16 protein-coding genes are annotated in these 17081 nt (G+C 73.2%); 9 read left to right on the top strand and 7 right to left on the bottom strand.

Annotated elements, in window-relative coordinates; translation table 11 throughout:
• The first annotated feature begins 52 nt into the window (after positions 1-52).
• The 3 genes from ACQPY4_RS16615 to ACQPY4_RS16605 all read left to right on the top strand — a co-directional run bounded on the left by ACQPY4_RS16615 (position 53) and on the right by ACQPY4_RS16605 (position 5265).
• On the top strand, positions 53-1147 hold the full coding sequence (locus ACQPY4_RS16615; RefSeq protein ID WP_433337250.1) for an alpha/beta fold hydrolase: 1095 nt from the start codon (positions 53-55) through the stop codon (positions 1145-1147).
• A 40-nt stretch (positions 1148-1187) separates the two neighbouring features.
• A complete protein-coding gene (locus ACQPY4_RS16610) occupies positions 1188-3590 on the top strand; it encodes a GMC oxidoreductase (protein WP_433337248.1) in 2403 nt (800 codons plus the stop codon).
• A 259-nt stretch (positions 3591-3849) separates the two neighbouring features.
• Positions 3850-5265, top strand: a complete 1416-nt coding sequence (locus ACQPY4_RS16605) for a lysyl oxidase family protein (protein WP_433337246.1) — start codon at positions 3850-3852, stop codon at positions 5263-5265.
• A 30-nt stretch (positions 5266-5295) separates the two neighbouring features.
• On the opposite strand, the gene ACQPY4_RS16600 is transcribed toward ACQPY4_RS16605, so the two are convergent.
• A complete protein-coding gene (locus ACQPY4_RS16600; protein ID WP_433337244.1) occupies positions 5296-5859 on the bottom strand; it encodes a CGNR zinc finger domain-containing protein in 564 nt (187 codons plus the stop codon).
• A 70-nt stretch (positions 5860-5929) separates the two neighbouring features.
• On the opposite strand from ACQPY4_RS16600, the gene ACQPY4_RS16595 reads away from it, so the two are divergent.
• Positions 5930-6703: a class I SAM-dependent methyltransferase gene (locus ACQPY4_RS16595; RefSeq protein WP_433337242.1), complete on the top strand. Its 774-nt coding sequence runs from the start codon at positions 5930-5932 to the stop codon at positions 6701-6703.
• 2 nt (positions 6704-6705) lie between these two features.
• Here ACQPY4_RS16595 and ACQPY4_RS16590 read toward each other — a convergent pair whose 3' ends face one another.
• From ACQPY4_RS16590 to ACQPY4_RS16580, 3 genes are read right to left on the bottom strand one after another with little or no spacing between them, the layout of a single operon-like run.
• Complete coding sequence (locus ACQPY4_RS16590) at positions 6706-7590, bottom strand: DUF4429 domain-containing protein (protein WP_433337240.1); 885 nt, start codon at positions 7588-7590, stop codon at positions 6706-6708.
• Between the two features lie 7 nt (positions 7591-7597).
• Positions 7598-8020: a PPOX class F420-dependent oxidoreductase gene (locus ACQPY4_RS16585; RefSeq protein ID WP_433337238.1), complete on the bottom strand. Its 423-nt coding sequence runs from the start codon at positions 8018-8020 to the stop codon at positions 7598-7600.
• Between the two features lie 47 nt (positions 8021-8067).
• On the bottom strand, positions 8068-8748 hold the full coding sequence (locus ACQPY4_RS16580) for a hypothetical protein (protein ID WP_433337236.1): 681 nt from the start codon (positions 8746-8748) through the stop codon (positions 8068-8070).
• A gap of 322 nt (positions 8749-9070) precedes the next feature.
• Here ACQPY4_RS16580 and ACQPY4_RS16575 point away from each other — a divergent pair, with 322 nt between their 5' ends.
• The 4 genes from ACQPY4_RS16575 (at position 9071) to ACQPY4_RS16560 (ending at position 11757) form a co-directional block, all read left to right on the top strand.
• On the top strand, positions 9071-9652 hold the full coding sequence (locus tag ACQPY4_RS16575) for a hypothetical protein (protein WP_433337234.1): 582 nt from the start codon (positions 9071-9073) through the stop codon (positions 9650-9652).
• A 13-nt stretch (positions 9653-9665) separates the two neighbouring features.
• Positions 9666-10280 carry a sigma-70 family RNA polymerase sigma factor gene (locus ACQPY4_RS16570; RefSeq protein WP_433337232.1) on the top strand — a complete coding sequence of 205 codons (615 nt, stop codon included), beginning with the start codon at positions 9666-9668 and terminating at the stop codon, positions 10278-10280.
• On the top strand, positions 10277-10996 hold the full coding sequence (locus ACQPY4_RS16565) for an anti-sigma factor family protein (RefSeq protein ID WP_433337230.1): 720 nt from the start codon (positions 10277-10279) through the stop codon (positions 10994-10996). The genes ACQPY4_RS16570 and ACQPY4_RS16565 overlap by 4 nt, the downstream gene beginning before the upstream one ends.
• A 68-nt stretch (positions 10997-11064) precedes the next feature.
• Positions 11065-11757: a hypothetical protein gene (locus ACQPY4_RS16560; RefSeq protein ID WP_433337228.1), complete on the top strand. Its 693-nt coding sequence runs from the start codon at positions 11065-11067 to the stop codon at positions 11755-11757.
• Here the strand turns inward: ACQPY4_RS16560 and ACQPY4_RS16555 are convergent, their stop codons facing one another.
• Both ACQPY4_RS16555 and ACQPY4_RS16550 read right to left on the bottom strand, forming a co-directional pair.
• Complete coding sequence (locus ACQPY4_RS16555; protein ID WP_433337226.1) at positions 11758-12573, bottom strand: ABC transporter permease; 816 nt, start codon at positions 12571-12573, stop codon at positions 11758-11760. It abuts the gene before it with no gap.
• Entirely contained in the window at positions 12570-13523 is a 954-nt protein-coding gene (locus ACQPY4_RS16550; protein ID WP_433337224.1) for an ATP-binding cassette domain-containing protein, read from the bottom strand. The genes ACQPY4_RS16555 and ACQPY4_RS16550 overlap by 4 nt, the downstream gene beginning before the upstream one ends.
• Positions 13524-13633: 110 nt before the next feature.
• Here ACQPY4_RS16550 and ACQPY4_RS16545 point away from each other — a divergent pair, with 110 nt between their 5' ends.
• A complete protein-coding gene (locus tag ACQPY4_RS16545) occupies positions 13634-14392 on the top strand; it encodes a TetR/AcrR family transcriptional regulator (protein ID WP_433337222.1) in 759 nt (252 codons plus the stop codon).
• Here ACQPY4_RS16545 and hrpB read toward each other — a convergent pair.
• Positions 14370-16832 carry an ATP-dependent helicase HrpB gene (gene hrpB / locus ACQPY4_RS16540; protein ID WP_433337220.1) on the bottom strand — a complete coding sequence of 821 codons (2463 nt, stop codon included), beginning with the start codon at positions 16830-16832 and terminating at the stop codon, positions 14370-14372. The two genes, ACQPY4_RS16545 and hrpB, sit on opposite strands and share 23 nt — an antisense overlap.
• Between the last annotated feature and the right edge of the window lie 249 nt (positions 16833-17081).

Here is a 17081-nt window from a genome sequence, read left to right as displayed (position 1 = left end):
GAACCCGGGGAGCAGCATCATCATCTGGGGCACAAAACGGAGGACGATGGACATGGAACGGACGATCGCGAGGTTCACACTCGACGGGGTCAACGATGCCGACGTGACCGTGTATCCCTTCGCCACCGAGGACGGGCTGGGGCTGGAGCTCACCCGTTTCCTGCGCGCCGAGAGCGACGACGTCGTCCTCCTGGTGCACGGACTGACCTCGGCCAGCGACGTCTTCATGATGCCCGAGCACCGCAACCTCACCAGCCACCTGCTGGACGAGGGCTACACCGACGTGTGGGCGCTCGACTTCCGCATGAGCGGCCGCTACCCCTACGACACCGAGGCCCATCGCTTCACGATGGACGACATCGCACTGTACGACTTCCCAGCCGCGTTGAAGGTGCTGCGCCGCCAAATCGGGGGCCGGCGCATCCACGTCATCGCGCACTGCCTGGGATCGGTGTCGTTCACGATGAGCCTGTTCGCGGGGGCGGTGGACGACATCGCCAGCCTCACGTGCAACAGCGTCTCGCTGACGCCGAGGGTGCCGCGGTTCTCCAAGCTCAAGCTGTCCCTCGGCCCGGCGTTCCTGGAGTACGTGGTGGGCCTGCCCCACATCGACCCCAGGTTCGGCCGGGCGCCCTTCCTCACCCGCGGCTGGATGGTGTCCAAGGCGGTCTCGCTGTTCCACAACGAGTGCGGCGAGCCCGCCTGCCACCTGCAGAGCTTCCAATGGGGCGCGGGCAGGCCCGCGATGTACGAGCACGAGAACCTGCTGCCGGTGACGCACCGGCGCGTCGCCGACATCTGCGGCGCGTCGGGGCTGCACTACTACCGGCACGTGCGCCGGATGGTCGAGGCCGGGAACGCGGTGAAGTACGACCCCAAGAACACCGGCCACGCGAGCCTGCCGGACGACTACCTGGAGAACGCGGGCGACGTCGAGACGCCGCTGCTGCTGCTCGCGCCCGAGCGCAACCGGGTGTTCACCGACTCCAACATCGTGTTCCACCGGATTCTGGAGAAGGCCGCGCCCGGCCGCCACGAGCTGGCGGCGCTGCCCGGCTACGGGCACCTCGACCCATTGATCGGAAAGAACGCCCACGTGGACGTCTTCCCCCGCATCGTCGACTTCCTCAAACGGCACAGCGGCTGAGACGGAAACGGTCGGGACTATGAAGGAGCAGGAGCGTCATATGGAGCAGGTCGACGCCGTCGTCGTCGGCTCGGGATTCGGCGGCTCGGTCGCCGCCTACCGGCTCGCCGAGGCCGGGCAGTCCGTGGTGCTGCTCGAACGCGGCCAGCCGTACCCCCCGGGAAGCTTCCCCCGCTCCCCCGCCGAGATGGGGCGCGCCTTCTGGGACCCGGCCGCCAACCTCTATGGCATGTACGACGTGTGGAGCTTCAAGGGCTGCGACTCGGTCGTGTCCTCGGGGCTCGGCGGCGGCTCGCTGATCTACGCCAACGTGCTGCTGCGCAAGGACGAGCGGTGGTTCGTCCACGAGGAGCTGCCCGGCGGCGGCCACTCGTACTGGCCGATCACCCGCGAGGACCTCGACCCGCACTACGACGCGGTCGAGAAGATGATCGACCCGACGCCGTACCCGCTGGACCGCGCGCCCTACGACGACACGCCCAAAGCCCACGCGATGCAGGACGCCGCGGCCGAGCTCGGCCTCGACTACAGCCTGCCGCCGCTCGCGATCGCCTTCGCGCCCGAGCGCGGCGCCGCGCCCGGGCTGAGCCTGCCGATCGTCGATGCCGGCTACGGCAACGTCCACGGCGTCCGGCGCCGCACCTGCAAGCTGTGCGGCGAGTGCTACATCGGGTGCAACGACGGCTCCAAGAACAGCCTCGACCACACCTACCTGTCGGCCGCCGCGCACCAGGGCGCCGACCTTCGCACGCTGCACGACGTCCACGCGATCCGACCCCTGCACGGGGGCGGCTACGAGGTCGACTACGTCCGGCACGAGCCCGGAGTCAAGATCAAGAAGCCGTACATCCACACGATCGCGTGCAAGCGGCTCGTCCTGGCGGCGGGCACGTACGGCACCACGCACCTGCTGCTGAAGTCGCGCAAGCACTTCCCGGGGCTGAGCGACGCGCTGGGCACGCGCTTCTGCGGCAACGGGGACCTGCTGACGTTCCTGCTCAAGGCCAAGGACCGCAACCGGGTCCGGCCGCTGGACGGCAGCCGGGGCCCGACCATCACCAGCGCGATCCGGCTGGCCGACTCGCTGGACGGGTCGGGCGACGGCCGCGGCGCCTACATCCAGGACGGCGGCTACCCCGGCTTCGTCGACTGGATGATCCCCGCGCTGGACATGTCCGAGCAGATCGAACGCGCGGTGAAGTTCCTGTGGGGGCAGTTCACCAATTTCTTCAAGGACGCGCCCGACACCAACATGTCGGCCGAGGTGGCCGAACTGATCGGCGACGGCGCGCTGTCGGTCAGCTCGCTGCCGCTGCTGGGCATGGGCCGCGACACCGCCGACGGCGTCCTGTCCCTGAACCGGGGTGGGCGCCTGTCGGCGGAGTGGTCCACGAAGAGCAGCGTGGACCTTTTCGACCGCATGCGCCGGACGATGCAGGGCCTCGCGGATGTTCTCGGCGCCGACTACGCCGACAACCCGATGTGGTTCCGCAAGCGCATCATCACGGTTCACCCCCTGGGTGGCAGCCCGATGGGCCACCACCCAGGAGAGGGCGTCTGCGACGCCTTCGGCGAGGTTTTCGGGTTCCCCGGCCTCTACATCGCCGACGGGGCGGCGATGCCGGGGCCGGTGGGCCCGAATCCCTCGCTCACGATCGCCGCGATGGCGGACAGGATGTCCACGCGACTTCTGGAGTCCGCCGATCGCGGTACGGGGGGCTCGTCCACGGGGGCCGGGCCGGTCGGGGGGACCGGCTCGCAGGACGAGCCGGTGAGCGACACGACGTACGGACGGTGGACGGGGGACGACGAGGCAATGGAGAACACGATGGTCTCGCAGTCCGGCCGTACGTCACTGTCGTTCACCGAGGAGATGAAGGGGTTCGTCACCTATGGCGCGACGGACCCCCGCGCGGGCGAGCTGAGCGACAAGCGCGAGCGCCTGTCGTTCCGGCTCACCATCACCGCCGAGGACGTGGACCGGTTCCTGGCCGAGCCCGAGCACACCGCGCGGGCCGAGGGCTGGATCGAGTCGCACGGCCGGGGCGAGCGCCGCCCGGTGCAGGACGGCCGGTTCAACCTGTTCGCGCCGACGGGGCAGGACGAGCGCCGCCTGATGAAGTACCGGCTGTTCTACATGGACGGCGAGGGCCGCCCGCGCACGCTCGTCGGGGAGAAGAACGTCCTGCACGGCCCGCCGACGCGGATCTGGCCGGACACCTCGACGCTGTACGTCCACATCATGGAGGGTCACGTCCCCGACCAGGACGACCCCAACGCCAAGGTGCTGGCCGCCGGAGTGCTGCACATCCAGCTCACCGACTTCGCGCGCCAGCTCACCACCTTCCGCACCACGGGCCCGAGCGGGGCGGCGGCCCTGGTGGCCTTCGGCCGGTTCTTCGCCGGCGAGCTGTGGGAGGTCTACGGCCCCGACCTCGGCTGAGGCCGCGGGGCACCACGAACGACCGGAGCGAAGCAACTGCGGGGTGGCTTCGCTCCGGTCTCTTTTTGATTGCGATCACCGGAATTGGTCGGTTTTTTCGGGTAAATGACAACTTCTCGCATGGTCCAAGACGTCAATACAGGTGATCAACCCCGCCCCATCAGCGCCCGCGCCACAGCGCGCGGCGTCTACCAGGGAGGCTGTCATCAAGAGCAGTCGTTCTCACCTGATCCGCCCGGCCGCCGTCGTCACGGCGGCCATGTGCGTCCTGGCGTCCGGCGGCGTGCACGTCGCCCAGGCCGCACCGGCCAAGCCCGTCCTGAACCTGCGGGCGGCCACCTCGCAGGTGGTCCTGGAGAAGTCCGACGAGGACCCCTCGGTCAACCTCGACCTCGGGGTCTACCTCGGTGCCCGGAACGCGCCGTTCGAGGTCCGGGTCAAGCGCGCGTCCTACCGTCACCCGGTCGTCGCCCACCAGGTCGTCCGCCAGGGCGGAAAGACCACCCTCAAGCCGCTGCCGAAGGGCCTGGTCAAGGACTTCTCCGGGTTCTCCGGGTTCCTGCGCGTCACGCTCACCGACGCCAAGGGCAAGAAGGTCGTGGACCGCGTCCAGGACGTGTGCCCGACGCAGTCGCCGGCCCGCGCCGAGGCGGGGGCGCCGCCCACCTCGGCCTATCCCGTCAGCTGCTCGGACAACCCGTGGACGCTCGGGTCGGTCTGGGGCGTCCAGCGCGGCTGGGCCACCAGCGTGACCAGCTACGGCAAGACCGCACCGCCGGTGAAGCTCGCCGACGGCAAGTACACCGCGACCGTCGGGGTGACCCCGGCCTTCCAGAAGGCGCTCGGCATCCCGGGCGCGGCGAAGAAGATCGCCGTCACCGTCAAGACGGTGAAGGACCACGGACGCAAGCGCTCGGCCGCGTCGGCGCTCAAGGCCGGACCCAGGCCCGCGGGCAAGGGCCAGGTCCCCAAGGGGCCCAAGCCCGACCTGCGGTCGCTGCCCGCCTGGGGCATCGAGATCAACCACGGCGAGGACCCGCACGCCGCCGCGCCGCCCAAGCGCGACTACCTCGCCTTCAGCGCCAACGTGTGGAACGCCGGGCCCTCCACGCTCGTCGTGGACGGATTCCGCGTCAAGCAGGGCCTGATGGACGCCTACCAGTACTTCTTCGACGGCAAGGGCAAGCAGGTCGGCTACGTCAAGACCGGTTCGATGGAGTGGGACCCGCGCCACGGCCACATGCACTGGCACTTCAAGGACTTCGCCAGCTACCGGCTGCTGCGCGCGGACGGCAAGGAGGTCGTCCGGAGCCAGAAGGAGGCGTTCTGCCTGGCCAACACCGACGCGATCGACCAGACGGTCAAGAACGCCAACTGGAAGCCGGGTAACACCGATCTGGAGACCGCCTGCGGCGACCTTTCGTCGCTGTCGGTCCGCGAGGTCCTGGACGTCGGCTCGGGCGACACCTACGAGCAGCACAGGCCCGGGCAGTCGTTCGACATCACCACGCTGCCCAACGGCGTCTACCACATCCAGGTCATCGCCAACCCGGACCGCAGGCTGCACGAGAGCACGACCAAGAACAACGTGTCGCTGCGCAAGGTCGTCCTGGGCGGCAAGCCCGGGGCCCGCACGGTGAAGGTCCCGCCGGTCGGGCTCGTCAACGCGCCCTGATCCCTCCCGCCGCCTTCCGGGCCCGCCGTCTCAGGCGCGGGCGCGGGCCCGGAAGGCGGCCGTCTTCACCCGGTTCTGGCACGCGGTCGAGCAGAAGCGCCGCGTGCCGTTGCGCGACCCGTCCACGTAGACGCGGTCGCAGTGCGCCGCCGTGCACACGCCGAGCCGGTCGTACCACTCTCCGCCGAGCACGACTGCCAGGCCGGTGGCGCAGGGACCGGCCCATTCGGCCGCGACCGTGCCGCCCTTGCCGTGGAAGTGCAGGTGCCAGGGCTCGCCGTCATGGCGTTCCAGCCTCGGCCTGGCCTCGGTCTCGTCCAGCATCCGGTTGACCCGGGTGGCGGCGGCGTCCAGATCGCCCGCGGCGACCGCCTCGAACACCGCGCGCAGCTCCCACGCCACCCGGGTCATCTCCGGCGCCTGGTCGGCGGTGAAGCGGGGGCGCCGGGTGAGCGAGCCCAGCACCCGGTTCACCGCGGGCTCCAGGTCGTCGGGCGGCCGGTAGGAGCGGCCGCGCCGCTCCCCCTCGGTCAGCGTGTTCACCAGCTCGACCGCCAGCGCCACCACGGCATCTGAGTGACTGTTGAAGTTCACTTGACCAGTTACCCGCTTTCGATCTAGCTTGTGACTGGCAACAGCTTATACGGCAGTTACAGGAGGAACCGTGACCGCGCTCACCCGAGATGTCGCCGAGGCCTGGATGGCCCGATGGGACCGCCAGCAGGAGGGCTACATGCCCGAGCGCGAGGAGCGCTTCACCGCCCTCATCGACGCGGTCGAGCTCTTCGTCGCCAAGCCCGACCCGCTGATCCTGGACCTGGGCTGCGGGCCCGGCTCGCTGGCCGCCCGCCTGCTCGACCGCGTCCCGGGCGCGACGGTGGTGGCCATCGACACCGACCCGCTGCTGATGACGCTCGGCCGCGCCGCCTACGGCGAGCGCAAGGGCCTGGAGTTCGCCGACCTGGACCTGCGCTCGCCCGGCTGGGCCGCGTCCCTGGGTCTGGACCGTCCCGTGGACGCGGCGGTCAGCACCACCGCGCTGCACTGGCTGTCCGACGACGAGCTGGGCGTCGCCTACGGCGAGCTGGCGGGCGCCATGCGACCGGGCGCCCTGTTCCTCAACGGCGACCACATGTCGGTCGCCGACCAGGCGCCCGCCCTGGGCAAGCTGGAGGTCGACCTGCGCGCCCACGCCACCCGGCGCCGTTTCGGCGGCGACCTGCCCGAGGACTGGGCCCAGTGGTGGGAGGCGGTGGCCGCCGACCCCCACCTCGGCCCGCTCAAGACCGAGCGCGACGATGTCGCCGCCGCCCACGACAGCAACGAGAGCTACCTGCTCTCCAGCCATGTCAACGCCCTGCGCACCACCGGCTTCACCGAGATCACCACGCTCTGGCAGCGGGGCGACGACCGTCTCCTGGCCGCCACCCGCGCCTGATCTCAGCCGGACGGCGGCGGGTCGGAGTGGAGCTTGGGGAGCAGGGCCCGCTTGGCGGCGGTGAACTCCTCGTCGGTCAGGATGCCGTCGCGGTGCAGGTCGCCCAGCTCGCGCAGGCGCCGCAGGACGGTGTCGGGGTCGTCGGCCCGCGCCGCGGCGGGGGCGGTCAGCTCGGCCGGGGGCGGCGCCGAGGGGTGGGGCAGGCGGGCCGTGACGGCGGCGGCCAGCAGGGTGGTGAGGCCGCCCTCCTTCTGGATGCCCCAGGCCAGCGCGTGCGGGTCCTCCTCTGCGGGGGGCTGGGGACTGTCGTCGCGCAGACGGAAGCGCAGGGAGCCGTAGCCCATGCCGGACTGGGGCGTCCACTCGACGCCGACCAGCTCGCGCAGCGCGAACTCCTGGGGGCCCGCGCGGCGCTTGCCGTCGGAGGCCAGCCAGTTCCACTCCAGGCGGACGCGCTCCCCGTCGAAGCTGGCCTGGCCGTCGCCCGCCTGCGCGGTGATCGGGGCGGGCGGGCCGGGCAGCAGGTACTTGTCGCACGGGCCGTCCGGCACCTCCCAGACGATCAGGTTGTTGCGCACGTCCTCGACGAAGAACTCGGCGACGCCCGTGCGGTCGGCGCCGACGTCCAGCCGGTAGGGGTCGGCGCCGCCGGGGAGGCCGCCCGCGACGGCCTGGCTGAAGGGGTCGGCGCCCGCCCGCAGGCGCAGGCGCAGCCGGCCGCCCTTGCGCCCGGGTTCGAACGCGACGCCCGCCACCGCCTGGAGGGGGACGGCGATCTCGCCCAGCGCCTTGCGCAGCTTGTGCACCGACCGGTCGTGGCCGGGGACGATCCTGAGGACCTCACCGTCGAAGGTCCAGGTGCCGTCGTGCGTGGTGATCTCGGGCATGACCGCCTCAGGCCATCCCGTACAGGCGCTCGACCCGCAGGCCGAGCAGCCGGCGGCGATCGGCGACCATCGCGCGGCGGTAGTCGTCCCAGTCGGGGTGCTCGCCCTTGATGTCGCGGAAGACCGCGATCAGCTGCTCGACGGCCGCGTCGTGCGGGTCGGCGGCGATCGCGGACAGCTCGGCGGTGCCCTCGGCGACGACGTACGCCGAACCGTCGGGGGTGGTGACGTGCAGGCTGGCGCGCGGGTCGCGGGCCAGGTTGCGGGCCTTGGCGCGGTCGCCGGTGATCGATATCCGGATGAGCCGCCTGGCCGCGTCGTAGTGGTAGTTGACGTTCGACATCTGGGGCCTGCCGTCGCGTTTCAGGGTGGCCAGCACCCCCAGATCGCGCTCGCCCAGCAGCTTCGCCAACGCCGTCTCGTCCGCCATCGTCCCGCCTTCCCCGTTTTGGTCCTGGCGGAACGGTATCCCGACGATCAGGCCTCGCACGGCACCGGCACGGGGAACTCGTACAGGCGCGCGCCCGGGGCGGGCCGGTGTCCCGGCCCGCCCCTATGGGCTGCGCTTCCCTCGTCACCCGCCTGGGCCCCGCCCACGAAGATGTGGCCGCGGAACACCGCTCCCTTGGCCTTGACCTTGATGCGCTGGAACGCGCTGGGTTGCAGCGCGCAGAACCCCGTGCGCACGACGTCCTCGTAGAGCGTGTCCGACACCACGAACGCCACGTCGCGCTCGGTGTCGTCGATCAGCAGCCGCCGCAGCGGCGTGGAGTCCAGCAGCCGCTGCACCACGATCGGCGCGTCGCCCGCCGGGCCGAACGGCCCCGCGGTCAGCGTGCCGTGGTGCAGCGAGAGCCGCACCCGCAGCCGCGGGGACGAGGCCGCGTTGATGGCGCGAAGCTCGTCGCTGAGCCCGATGACGAAGTCGCCCGCGACGTCGGCGGGGTCGACGTCCTCGGGCAGCGTGGCCATCTCGCCGTCGCCGCCGACCTGTTTGGCCCAGCGGTTGCGGTCCAGGCCCGCGCCCGCGGCCGCCTTGTCGAGGGCCTCGGCCAGCTGCCGCTGGGCGAGGAGCTGCTCGCGGGTGCGCCGCAGGCTGTAGGCCTGGATGTCGACGGCCAGCAGCAGCCGGTAGATCAGTTGCTCGTTCTCGTTCACTCCCGATCGCCTCTCGGTCCTTCGCGCGAACAGGACCCTGCCGCCCTCTTCGCTCCACTCTTGGAGAGAAGTCGCCTTGTAAGGACCACCGCGTCGAGCCGGGTGCGCCTCCTCCGTTGTCGTGTGACGAGCGCTTGCGTGCACTTGGACGGACGCCGGGCACCGTCCGGGCTCACCGGTAAGCAATACCTGGCGAACAAGTTAGGGACCTTCTGGAATAAGCCGGGCGAACAGGGCGAGTTCGCGTCCCGTTGAACCCCAGCCGCCCCACCCGGCGTACTTCCGACCGACACGGCACCGGGTGAGCGGCGGGAGGACGGCGATGGACGGACGGCGGCGCGCCCTGCCCGTCGCGCTCGCGGCGGCGGTGGCCGTCCTGGCCGGGTGCGACGTGCGCGGCCTGCTGGGCCGGGAGCCGGCCCCGGCTCCGCCGCCGGGTCCCGCGCCGACGGCCGCGCCCGCCAACGGGGTCGCGGTCGGCGTGACCAGCGTCCGCGTCGCCGACAACGGCCAGCTCGGCGCCATCGTCGTCGACAACGCGGGCCGCACCCTCTACCGCTACGACCGGGACGTCCCGCGCCCTCCGTCCGTGCGGTGCCTGGCGGGCTGCATCCAGCTGTGGCCGCCGGTCCGCTGGAAGCCGGGGCTGAAGGTGACCGGTGTGCGCCGCGCCCTGGTCGGCCGGGTCGCCCGCCCCGACGGGACGTCGCAGCTCACCATCGCCGGATGGCCCATGTACCGCTACGCCAGGGACACCGCGCCCGGCGACGTCCGGGGGCAGTCCGCGAGCGGGTCGTGGTTCGCCACCACCCCGCGCGGCACCCGGGCGCGGGCGCCTCGGGGCCTGCTCCCCGACGTCGTCCCGGGCACCCGCGGCGGCCAGAACCCCTCGAACCCCGACTAGCCGGGAGTATCCGATGGCGCACCGATCCCCCACCGCCGTGCCCGCCTCCCGCGAGCGGGCGCGCGCCGCCGCGGCGGCCGGGCCGTGGAGCTGGTTCCGCGGCCCGCGTCCCGACGACGACGTCGACGACCAGGTGATCGTCACCGAGCTCTACCGCGTGTACGGGCGGCCGCTGCTGTCGTTCGTGCTCCGCCTGACCGGCGGCGACCGCCACTGGGCCGAGGACGTGGTGCAGGAGACGATGATCCGCGCCTGGCGCAGCGCGCACCAGCTGGACGAGAACGCGGCCTCGCTGCTGCCGTGGCTGGCCACGGTGGCCCGGCGGATCGTGATCGACGACCAGCGGCGCAAGAACGCGCGGCCGCAGGAGGCGGGCGAGGGGCCGCTGGAGAACCTGCGCGCCCCCGATGGGATGGACGACCTGTTGCGCTCGGTGGTGGTGTCGGAGGCGCTGCTGTCGCTGTCCCCCGCGCACCGCGAGATCTTGAACGAGACCTTCTTCCGGGACCGGTCGGTCAACGAGGCGTCCAGGGCACTGGGCATCCCCGTCGGCACGGTGAAGTCCCGGGTCTACTACGCGCTCCGGGCGCTTCGCGTAGCCCTGGAGGAGAAAGGCGTGACGCCATGAGCGCGGCCATCCAGCACACCGACGTGGGGGCCTACGCCCTCGGGCTCCTCGAAGAGCCGGACCGGCGGGCGTTCGAGCACCACCTGGCGGCGTGTCCCGACTGCCATCGGGAGCTGGGTGCCCTGCGGGGCCTGGCCGCCACGCTGGACGGGCTGCCGCCGATCCACGAGGACACCGGGACGCCGCCCGTCCCCGACCCGACGGTGGTGACGAGCCTGCTGAGCCGCAGGGCCGCGATCGACCGGCGCCGCAGGACGGCGCGGGCGATGCTCGGCGCGGCCGCCGGGATCGTGCTGATGTGCGGCGCGGCGGGGGCCGGGTTCACGCTGGCCGCCGACCGGGCCGACCCGCCGGGCGTGGGGTCGCGGACCGGTCCCGAAGCGGGCGTCAAGGCCGCCCACCGCGTGAGCGGCGACGACCCGGGCACCGGCGTCGCCGGGACGGTCGGGATGGAGCCCAAGGCGTGGGGCAGCCGCGTCGGCCTGGAGCTGAGCCGGGTGCGCGGGCCGCTGGAGTGCCAGCTGGTCGCGATCGACCGCAAGGGCCGGCCGCACGCCGTGGCGGGCTGGTCGGTCCCGGCCAAGGGCTACGGGCAGCCCGGCTCCCCCGCACCGCTGGCGATCCAGGGCGCCACCGCGCTGCGCCCGGCGGAGATCGTCCGGTTCGAGGTCCGCGCCATCGGCGACGACCGCACGCTGCTGACCCTCCCGACCTGAGCGCCCGTGCCGGTCCCACCGAGCCCCCTCTCGGCATACGACCGGCACGGGTCCCCTAGCCTGGGACGGTGAGTTCCACCCGACCGGACGCCCCCCGGCTGATGCTGCCCGGCCTGCACGAGGTGTACGAGGCTTTCGTGCGGCAGTCCGCCGAACTGCCCGACCTGAACGGAGCGCTCCAGGCCGAGCTCTGGACGTCGGCCCAGCTCGGCGCGCTGGAGTCGACGGCGCCGCACGCCGAGGGCCGCCGTGCCGCGCTCGGCGACCTGATCACCAGCCTGCGGGACGCCGGGACGCCCGGCGGGCGCCTGTTCCTGCGGGCGCTGGCCGCGATGGGGCCGCGCGAGCTGCGCGGCATCGCCCGCCGCGCCGCGGGGGACGCGGTGGACGCGCCCTGGGCCCCGGCCCTGGGCCGGGTCTCGGTGAGCCAGGTGTGGCTGATCCAGGAGGGCCCGCTGGACGGTGACCGCCTGGTGTGCGAGTTCCGTTACCAGGACGGCTCGTCCCTGCACGCCCTGGCGGTGCGGCTGAGCTACGGCGACGCGCCGAGCGAGATCGTGGTGGTGGGCGACGTCCCGGCGCTGATGACCGCCGCGCGCCAGGCGATGCAGGCCGAGCTGTGCGTCGTCCAGCCCTACGACGCCGGGGCCGTCGGGGAGCGCCTGCGCGCCGCCCTGGAGGGGGCGCCGACGCTCCCCGAGGAGTGCTACCCCGCGCTCGCGCTGGCCCGGCACCGCGTGGACGTCCTCACCGGCCGCTGATCACCGGTTCATCGTCTGGTAGCGCCGCACCGACAGCGGGAAGAACACCGCGACGATCAGCAGCGGCCACACGATCGCCAGCAGCAGGCTGTGCTCGGCGGCCCAGGAGCCGCTCGAGGTCGAGGGGTCGCCGAACAGGTCGCGGCAGGCGGTGACGGTGGCCGACATCGGGTTCCACTCGGCGGCGGCGCCGAGCCAGTCCGGCATGGTGCTGGGCGCGACCAGGGCGCTGGACAGGAAGCTGAACGGCCACACCAGGGTCTGCACGGCCATGACCGACTCCGGTCCGTTGGCGACCAGCCCGAGGTAGACGCCCATCCACAGCACCGCGAAGCGCAGCAGCAGGAGCAGGCCCACGGCGGCCAGGGCCTTGGCGGGGCCCTCGTGCCAACGCCAGCCGACCAGCAGCCCGCACACGACCATGATGGCGAGCCCGGCCGCCGAGTGCAGCATGTCGGCGGCGCCCCGCCCGGCCACGACCGCCGACGGCGCCATCGGCATCGAGCGGAACCGGTCGGTGACGCCCTTGGTCGCGTCGGCGGCCACGGCGGTGAACGTGGCCTCGATGCCGAAGATCATGGTCATCGCGAACATGCCGGGCATGATGAACTCGCGGTATCCGCCGCCGCCCGGCACCTGCATCTGCCCGCCGAACAGGTAGCCCATCATCAGGACCATCAGCACGGGGAACATCAGGCCGATGACGACCTGGTCGGGCTGGCGCGCCCAGTGGGCCAGGGCGCGCAGCGTGATCGTCCAGCCGTCGGCGACGGCCCAGCGCAGCCGCCCCCGCTGCTCGGGAACCGGGATCGTCATACCAGTGCCTCCTTGTCGGTCAGGTGCAGGAAGACCTCGTCCAGGGTGGGACGGCGCAGGCCGATGTCGGCGACCGCGATGCCCGCCTCCGCCAGCTCCCGCACGGCCGTGGTCAGGGCGCCGACCCGGTCGGTCACCGGGACGCTGACGCGGGCGGCGGCCGCGTCCAGGTCGGCGGGACGCCCGGCGATGCGGGTCAGGACGCCCGCGGCGGCGGCCAGGGTGGCGGGGTCGGTCACGACCACGTCGAGACGGTCGCCGTCCAGCGCGGACTTGAGCTCGTCGGGCGTTCCCCCGGCGATGACCCGGCCGTGGTCGATCACCGAGATCGTGTCGGCGAGCCGGTCGGCCTCGTCGAGGTACTGAGTGGTGAGCAGGACGGTCGTGCCGCCGCCGACCAGGGTGCGCACGGCCTCCCAGACCTCGATGCGGCTGCGCGGGTCCAGGCCGGTGGTCGGCTCGTCCAGGAAGAGCACGGGCGGCGCGAGGATCATGCCGGCGGCCAGGTCGAGGCGCCGCCGCATCCCGCCGGAGTACTTCCCGGCGGGGCGGGACGCCGCGTCGGTGAGCCGGAAGGTCTCCAGCAGCTCGTCGGCCCTGCGCCGGGCCAGGCGCGGGCCCAGATGGTAGAGCCGCCCGAACATCACCAGGTTCTGCCGGCCGCCGAGCACCTCGTCGACCGCCGCGTGCTGGCCGACCAGGCCGATCTTCGTCCGCACCCGGGTGGCGTCCCGGACGACGTCGTGCCCGGCGACCCGCGCGGTGCCGCCGTCGGGGCGGGTCAGCGTGGTGAGGATCCGGACGGCCGTGGTCTTGCCCGCCCCGTTGGGACCGAGCAGGCCGTGGACGGTCCCGGAGGGCACGGTCAGGTCGATCCCCGCGAGGGCCTCGGTGTCGCCGTACCGCTTGCGCAGTCCCTCGGCGACGACCGCGGGTTCGTGCACGCTCATCTCACCCTCCCTATTTTGTACGCTGTACGGAGTAAGCGGACGAGATAATAACGTACGCCCTACGGAATTTCATCCCGTAAGGCGTACGAGATTTCTGCGAGGATGATCGGGTGACGACCGAGTACAGCGGGAGCGGCGACCCCAAACGCAGCCTGGAGCTGCTCTGGGACCTCCAGGAGCGCCCCCGGCGCGGCCCCAGGCCCAAGCTGACCGTGGCGGACGTCGTCGCCGCGGCCATCGCAATCGCCGACGCCGAGGGCCTGGGCGCGCTGTCGATGCGCCGCATCGCCGACCGGCTCGGCGTCGCGCCCATGTCGATCTACACCTACGTCCCCGGCAAGGCCGAGCTGATCGACGTCATGCTCGACCGCGCCTACGGGGAGCTCGCCCCGTGCGAGGACGACGGCTGGCGGCGCGGGCTCGAACACATCGCCCGCGAGCACTGGGCGCTGTACCACCGCCACCCGTGGATGCTGGAGATCGCCACCGGCCGTCCCCCGATGGGCCCCAACCTGTTGGACAAGTACGAGCGCGAGCTGGGCGCCGTCGAGGGCGTCGGCCTCACCGACATCGAGATGGACGCCACGCTCACCCTGGTCACCGGGTTCGCCGCCAGCTTCGCCCGGATCTCGGTCGATCTGGCCCAGGCCGAGCGCCGCACCGGCATCGACGACGCGACCTGGTGGGAGACCACGGCGCCGCTGCTGGACAAGGTGATCGAACCCGGCCGCTACCCGCTGGGCGAACGCGTCGGCACCGCCGCGGGCCAGGAGCACAACGCGGCCGTGGCCCCCGAGCACGCCTTCGAGTTCGGCCTGGCCCGCGTCCTGGACGGCCTGGCGGTCCTCATCGACTCCCGCCGGGGCTGACGGTCGTCGGATCTTCGGGCCAGGGGTGCTTGGGGTAGCGGCCGCGCAGTTCGGCGCGGACGGCCTTGTAGCCGCCGCGCCAGAAGGAGGCCAGGTCGGCGGTGACGGCGGCGGGGCGTCCGGCCGGTGACAGCAGATGGATCAGCAGGGGGACGCGGCCGCCCGCCAGGCGCGGGGCGTCGTCCCAGCCGAACAGCCATTGCAGCTTGACCGCGAGCACGGGCTGGTCGCCGGAGTAGTCGACGCGGACGCGCGCGCCGGAGGGCACCTGGACGCGTTCGGGCGCCATCTCGTCCAGCCGGGCGGCGCACTCCCAGGGAAGCAGGCCGCGCAGGGCGGACGCGACGTCGACGCGGGCCAGGTCGGAGCGGCGGCGGGCGCCCGCGAGCCAGGCGGCGGCGTGGGACACCAGCGCGGCGTCGTCGACGGCGGGCCACGGCTCGCCGAGCGCGCGGCGGCAGAACGCCAGGCGCTCGCGCAGGGCGACGGCGCCCGCCGTCCAGGTGAACAGGCCGACGCCCTCGGCGCGCAGGCCGTCCATGAGGGCGGCCCGCACCGCCTCGGGGTCGGGGTCGGCCAGCGGGCGCGAGGACAACTCGATGGCGCCGAGCCGGTCGACCCGGCGGGCCACGATGTCGCCGTCGCGCCATCGCACCTCCTCGGCCCCGGCCCGCATCGGCGCGGCGGCGAAGCGCGCGACGTCCTCGTCGATCACCACGGCCTGCCGGACGCGCGCCGAGGCCGACCCGGCGGGACGGTCGGCGACCGCGACGGCCAGCCACGGCGCGCGGGCCCCGGCCAGCGCGGAGCCGCCGGAGGTCTCCGCGCCGGTGCCCGAGGCCATCAGGTAGCCGCCGCCCGGCCTGGCCCGCGCCACCCGTTCGGGGAAGGCCAGCGCGACCACGGTGCCCGCCGCGGCGTCGTCGTGGACGGGCGTCCCGGCCTTGGCGCCCTTCAGGGCGTCCTCCAGGCGGCGGGCCTCGTCGCGCCAGCGCGCGGCGTGCGCGTCGCCGGGCGGCCCACCGCGGCGCAGCGACCGCCACACGGCGGTCAGGTCGTCGGACGCGCCCGGGGGCGGCGGCTCGGAGAGCAGGGCCACCACCTGCGCGGCGGTGCGCCTGCCCACGCGCGGCGCGCCGTCCAGCAGGGCGCGGGCCAGCCGGGGATGGACGCCGACGCGGGCCAGCGCGCGGCCCCGGCCGGTGGCGCGGCCGTCGCCGTCGACGGCGCCGATCGCGCGCAGCGTGGCGCGGGCGGCGGCGAGCGCCGCGCCGGGCGGCGGGTCGGGCAGGGCCAGGCCGGACGCGTCGGGCTCGCCCCAGCAGGCGATCCGCAGCGCGAACCCGGTGAGGTCGGCCAGCTCGATCTCGGGGCGGGGACGCGCCGCCAGCCGCTCGTGCTCGCCCTCGCTCCAGCACCGGTAGACGGTTCCGGGCGCCTCGCGGCCCGCGCGCCCGGCGCGCTGGTCGGCGGCGGCGCGCGAGACCCGGACGGTGGTGAGCGCGCCCAGCCCGCGCGCGTGGTCGGTGCGAGGCTCGCGCGCCAGGCCCGCGTCGACCACGATCCGCACCCCGGGGACGGTCAGGCTCGACTCGGCCACCGAGGTCGCCAGCACGACGCGGCGGCGCTCCCCCGCCGCCAGCACGGCGTCCTGGACCCGGGCCGCCGCCTGGCCGTGGACCTGGAGCACGTCGGCGTCCACGCCGCCGAGCATCCCGGCGACGCGGGCGATCTCGCCGACGCCGGGCAGGAAGCACAGGACGTCGCCGTCCCGCTCGCCCAGCGCGCGCCGGAGGGTGGCCGCCACATGGGAGAGCAGCGCCGGATCGACCCTCGTCCCGTGCGGTGGCAAAGCGCGCGCGGGAGGAGCCCACACGACCTCGACCGGGTGCAGGGCAGCCTCGGTCTCGACCACGGGTGCCGGGCCGTCGTCCCCGCCCAGCAGTCGCGCCCACGAGCCGGTGTCGGCGGTCGCCGAGGCCGCGACCAGGCGCAGGTCGGGACGCAGCGCCGCCCGGACGTCGAGCAGGAACGCCAGCGCGGTGTCGGCGTCCAGGTGCCGCTCGTGGCACTCGTCGAGGATCACGGTGCCGACGTCGGCGAGCTCCTGGTCGTCCTGGAGGCGCTGGAGCAGGACGCCGGTGGTGACGACCTCGACGCGCGACCCGGGCCGGTGCTCGCCCCGGACGGTGACGCCGACGCTCCGCCCGACCGGCTCCCCCAGCAGCCAGGCCATCCGGCGGGCCGCGGCCCGCGCGGCCAGCCGCCGGGGCTCCAGCACGACGATCTTGCCGCCGCCGTCCCCCGCCAGCGCGAGCGGGACGAGCGTGGTCTTGCCCGTCCCCGGGGGCGCCGCCAGCACGGCCACGCCGCGCTCGTCCAGCGCGCGGCGCAGGGCGGGCAGCGCGTGACTGACCGGCAGTTCCGGGAGAGGGCGCATCGCACCAGTGTGACGGCACGGGACGGCGCCGAGCACCCGGCGATGTGATTCACACCACAATACAAATGTGCGGTGATGCTTTCGGTGAAAGTTGCACTGCGCATTTCTTGAATCCGCTAAAGCCCTAGTCAAGAAGGTGCAAGGGGCACTGAAGGACCTCCCCGTCCAGGCAATGTACCTTTCTTTGGATGTCGCCGTTCGGGCCGACTTACCTCACCTATGACCCCGGCCGCCTAAAAGCGGGGCTTC

It is taken from the genome of Spirillospora sp. CA-294931 (assembly GCF_050946795.1).
In the GTDB taxonomy this organism is placed as follows: Bacteria; Actinomycetota; Actinomycetes; order Streptosporangiales; family Streptosporangiaceae; genus Spirillospora.
Note: the sequence above shows the minus strand (reverse complement) of the source record. Positions and strands in the feature narration are given on the sequence as shown.

What these genes read in the sequence shown, in the direction of transcription:
- ACQPY4_RS16615 (WP_433337250.1), top strand. Translation starts at nt 53, where the DNA reads ATGGAACGGACGATCGCGAGGTTCACACTCGACGGGGTCAACGATGCC.
- ACQPY4_RS16610 (WP_433337248.1), top strand. Translation starts at nt 1,188, where the DNA reads ATGGAGCAGGTCGACGCCGTCGTCGTCGGCTCGGGATTCGGCGGCTCG.
- ACQPY4_RS16605 (WP_433337246.1), top strand. Translation starts at nt 3,850, where the DNA reads ATGTGCGTCCTGGCGTCCGGCGGCGTGCACGTCGCCCAGGCCGCACCG.
- ACQPY4_RS16590 (WP_433337240.1), bottom strand. Translation starts at nt 7,590, where the DNA reads ATGCCCGAGATCACCACGCACGACGGCACCTGGACCTTCGACGGTGAG.
- ACQPY4_RS16585 (WP_433337238.1), bottom strand. Translation starts at nt 8,020, where the DNA reads ATGGCGGACGAGACGGCGTTGGCGAAGCTGCTGGGCGAGCGCGATCTG.
- ACQPY4_RS16575 (WP_433337234.1), top strand. Translation starts at nt 9,071, where the DNA reads ATGGACGGACGGCGGCGCGCCCTGCCCGTCGCGCTCGCGGCGGCGGTG.
- ACQPY4_RS16570 (WP_433337232.1), top strand. Translation starts at nt 9,666, where the DNA reads ATGGCGCACCGATCCCCCACCGCCGTGCCCGCCTCCCGCGAGCGGGCG.
- ACQPY4_RS16565 (WP_433337230.1), top strand. Translation starts at nt 10,277, where the DNA reads ATGAGCGCGGCCATCCAGCACACCGACGTGGGGGCCTACGCCCTCGGG.
- ACQPY4_RS16555 (WP_433337226.1), bottom strand. Translation starts at nt 12,573, where the DNA reads ATGACGATCCCGGTTCCCGAGCAGCGGGGGCGGCTGCGCTGGGCCGTC.
- ACQPY4_RS16550 (WP_433337224.1), bottom strand. Translation starts at nt 13,523, where the DNA reads ATGAGCGTGCACGAACCCGCGGTCGTCGCCGAGGGACTGCGCAAGCGG.
- hrpB (WP_433337220.1), bottom strand. Translation starts at nt 16,832, where the DNA reads ATGCGCCCTCTCCCGGAACTGCCGGTCAGTCACGCGCTGCCCGCCCTG.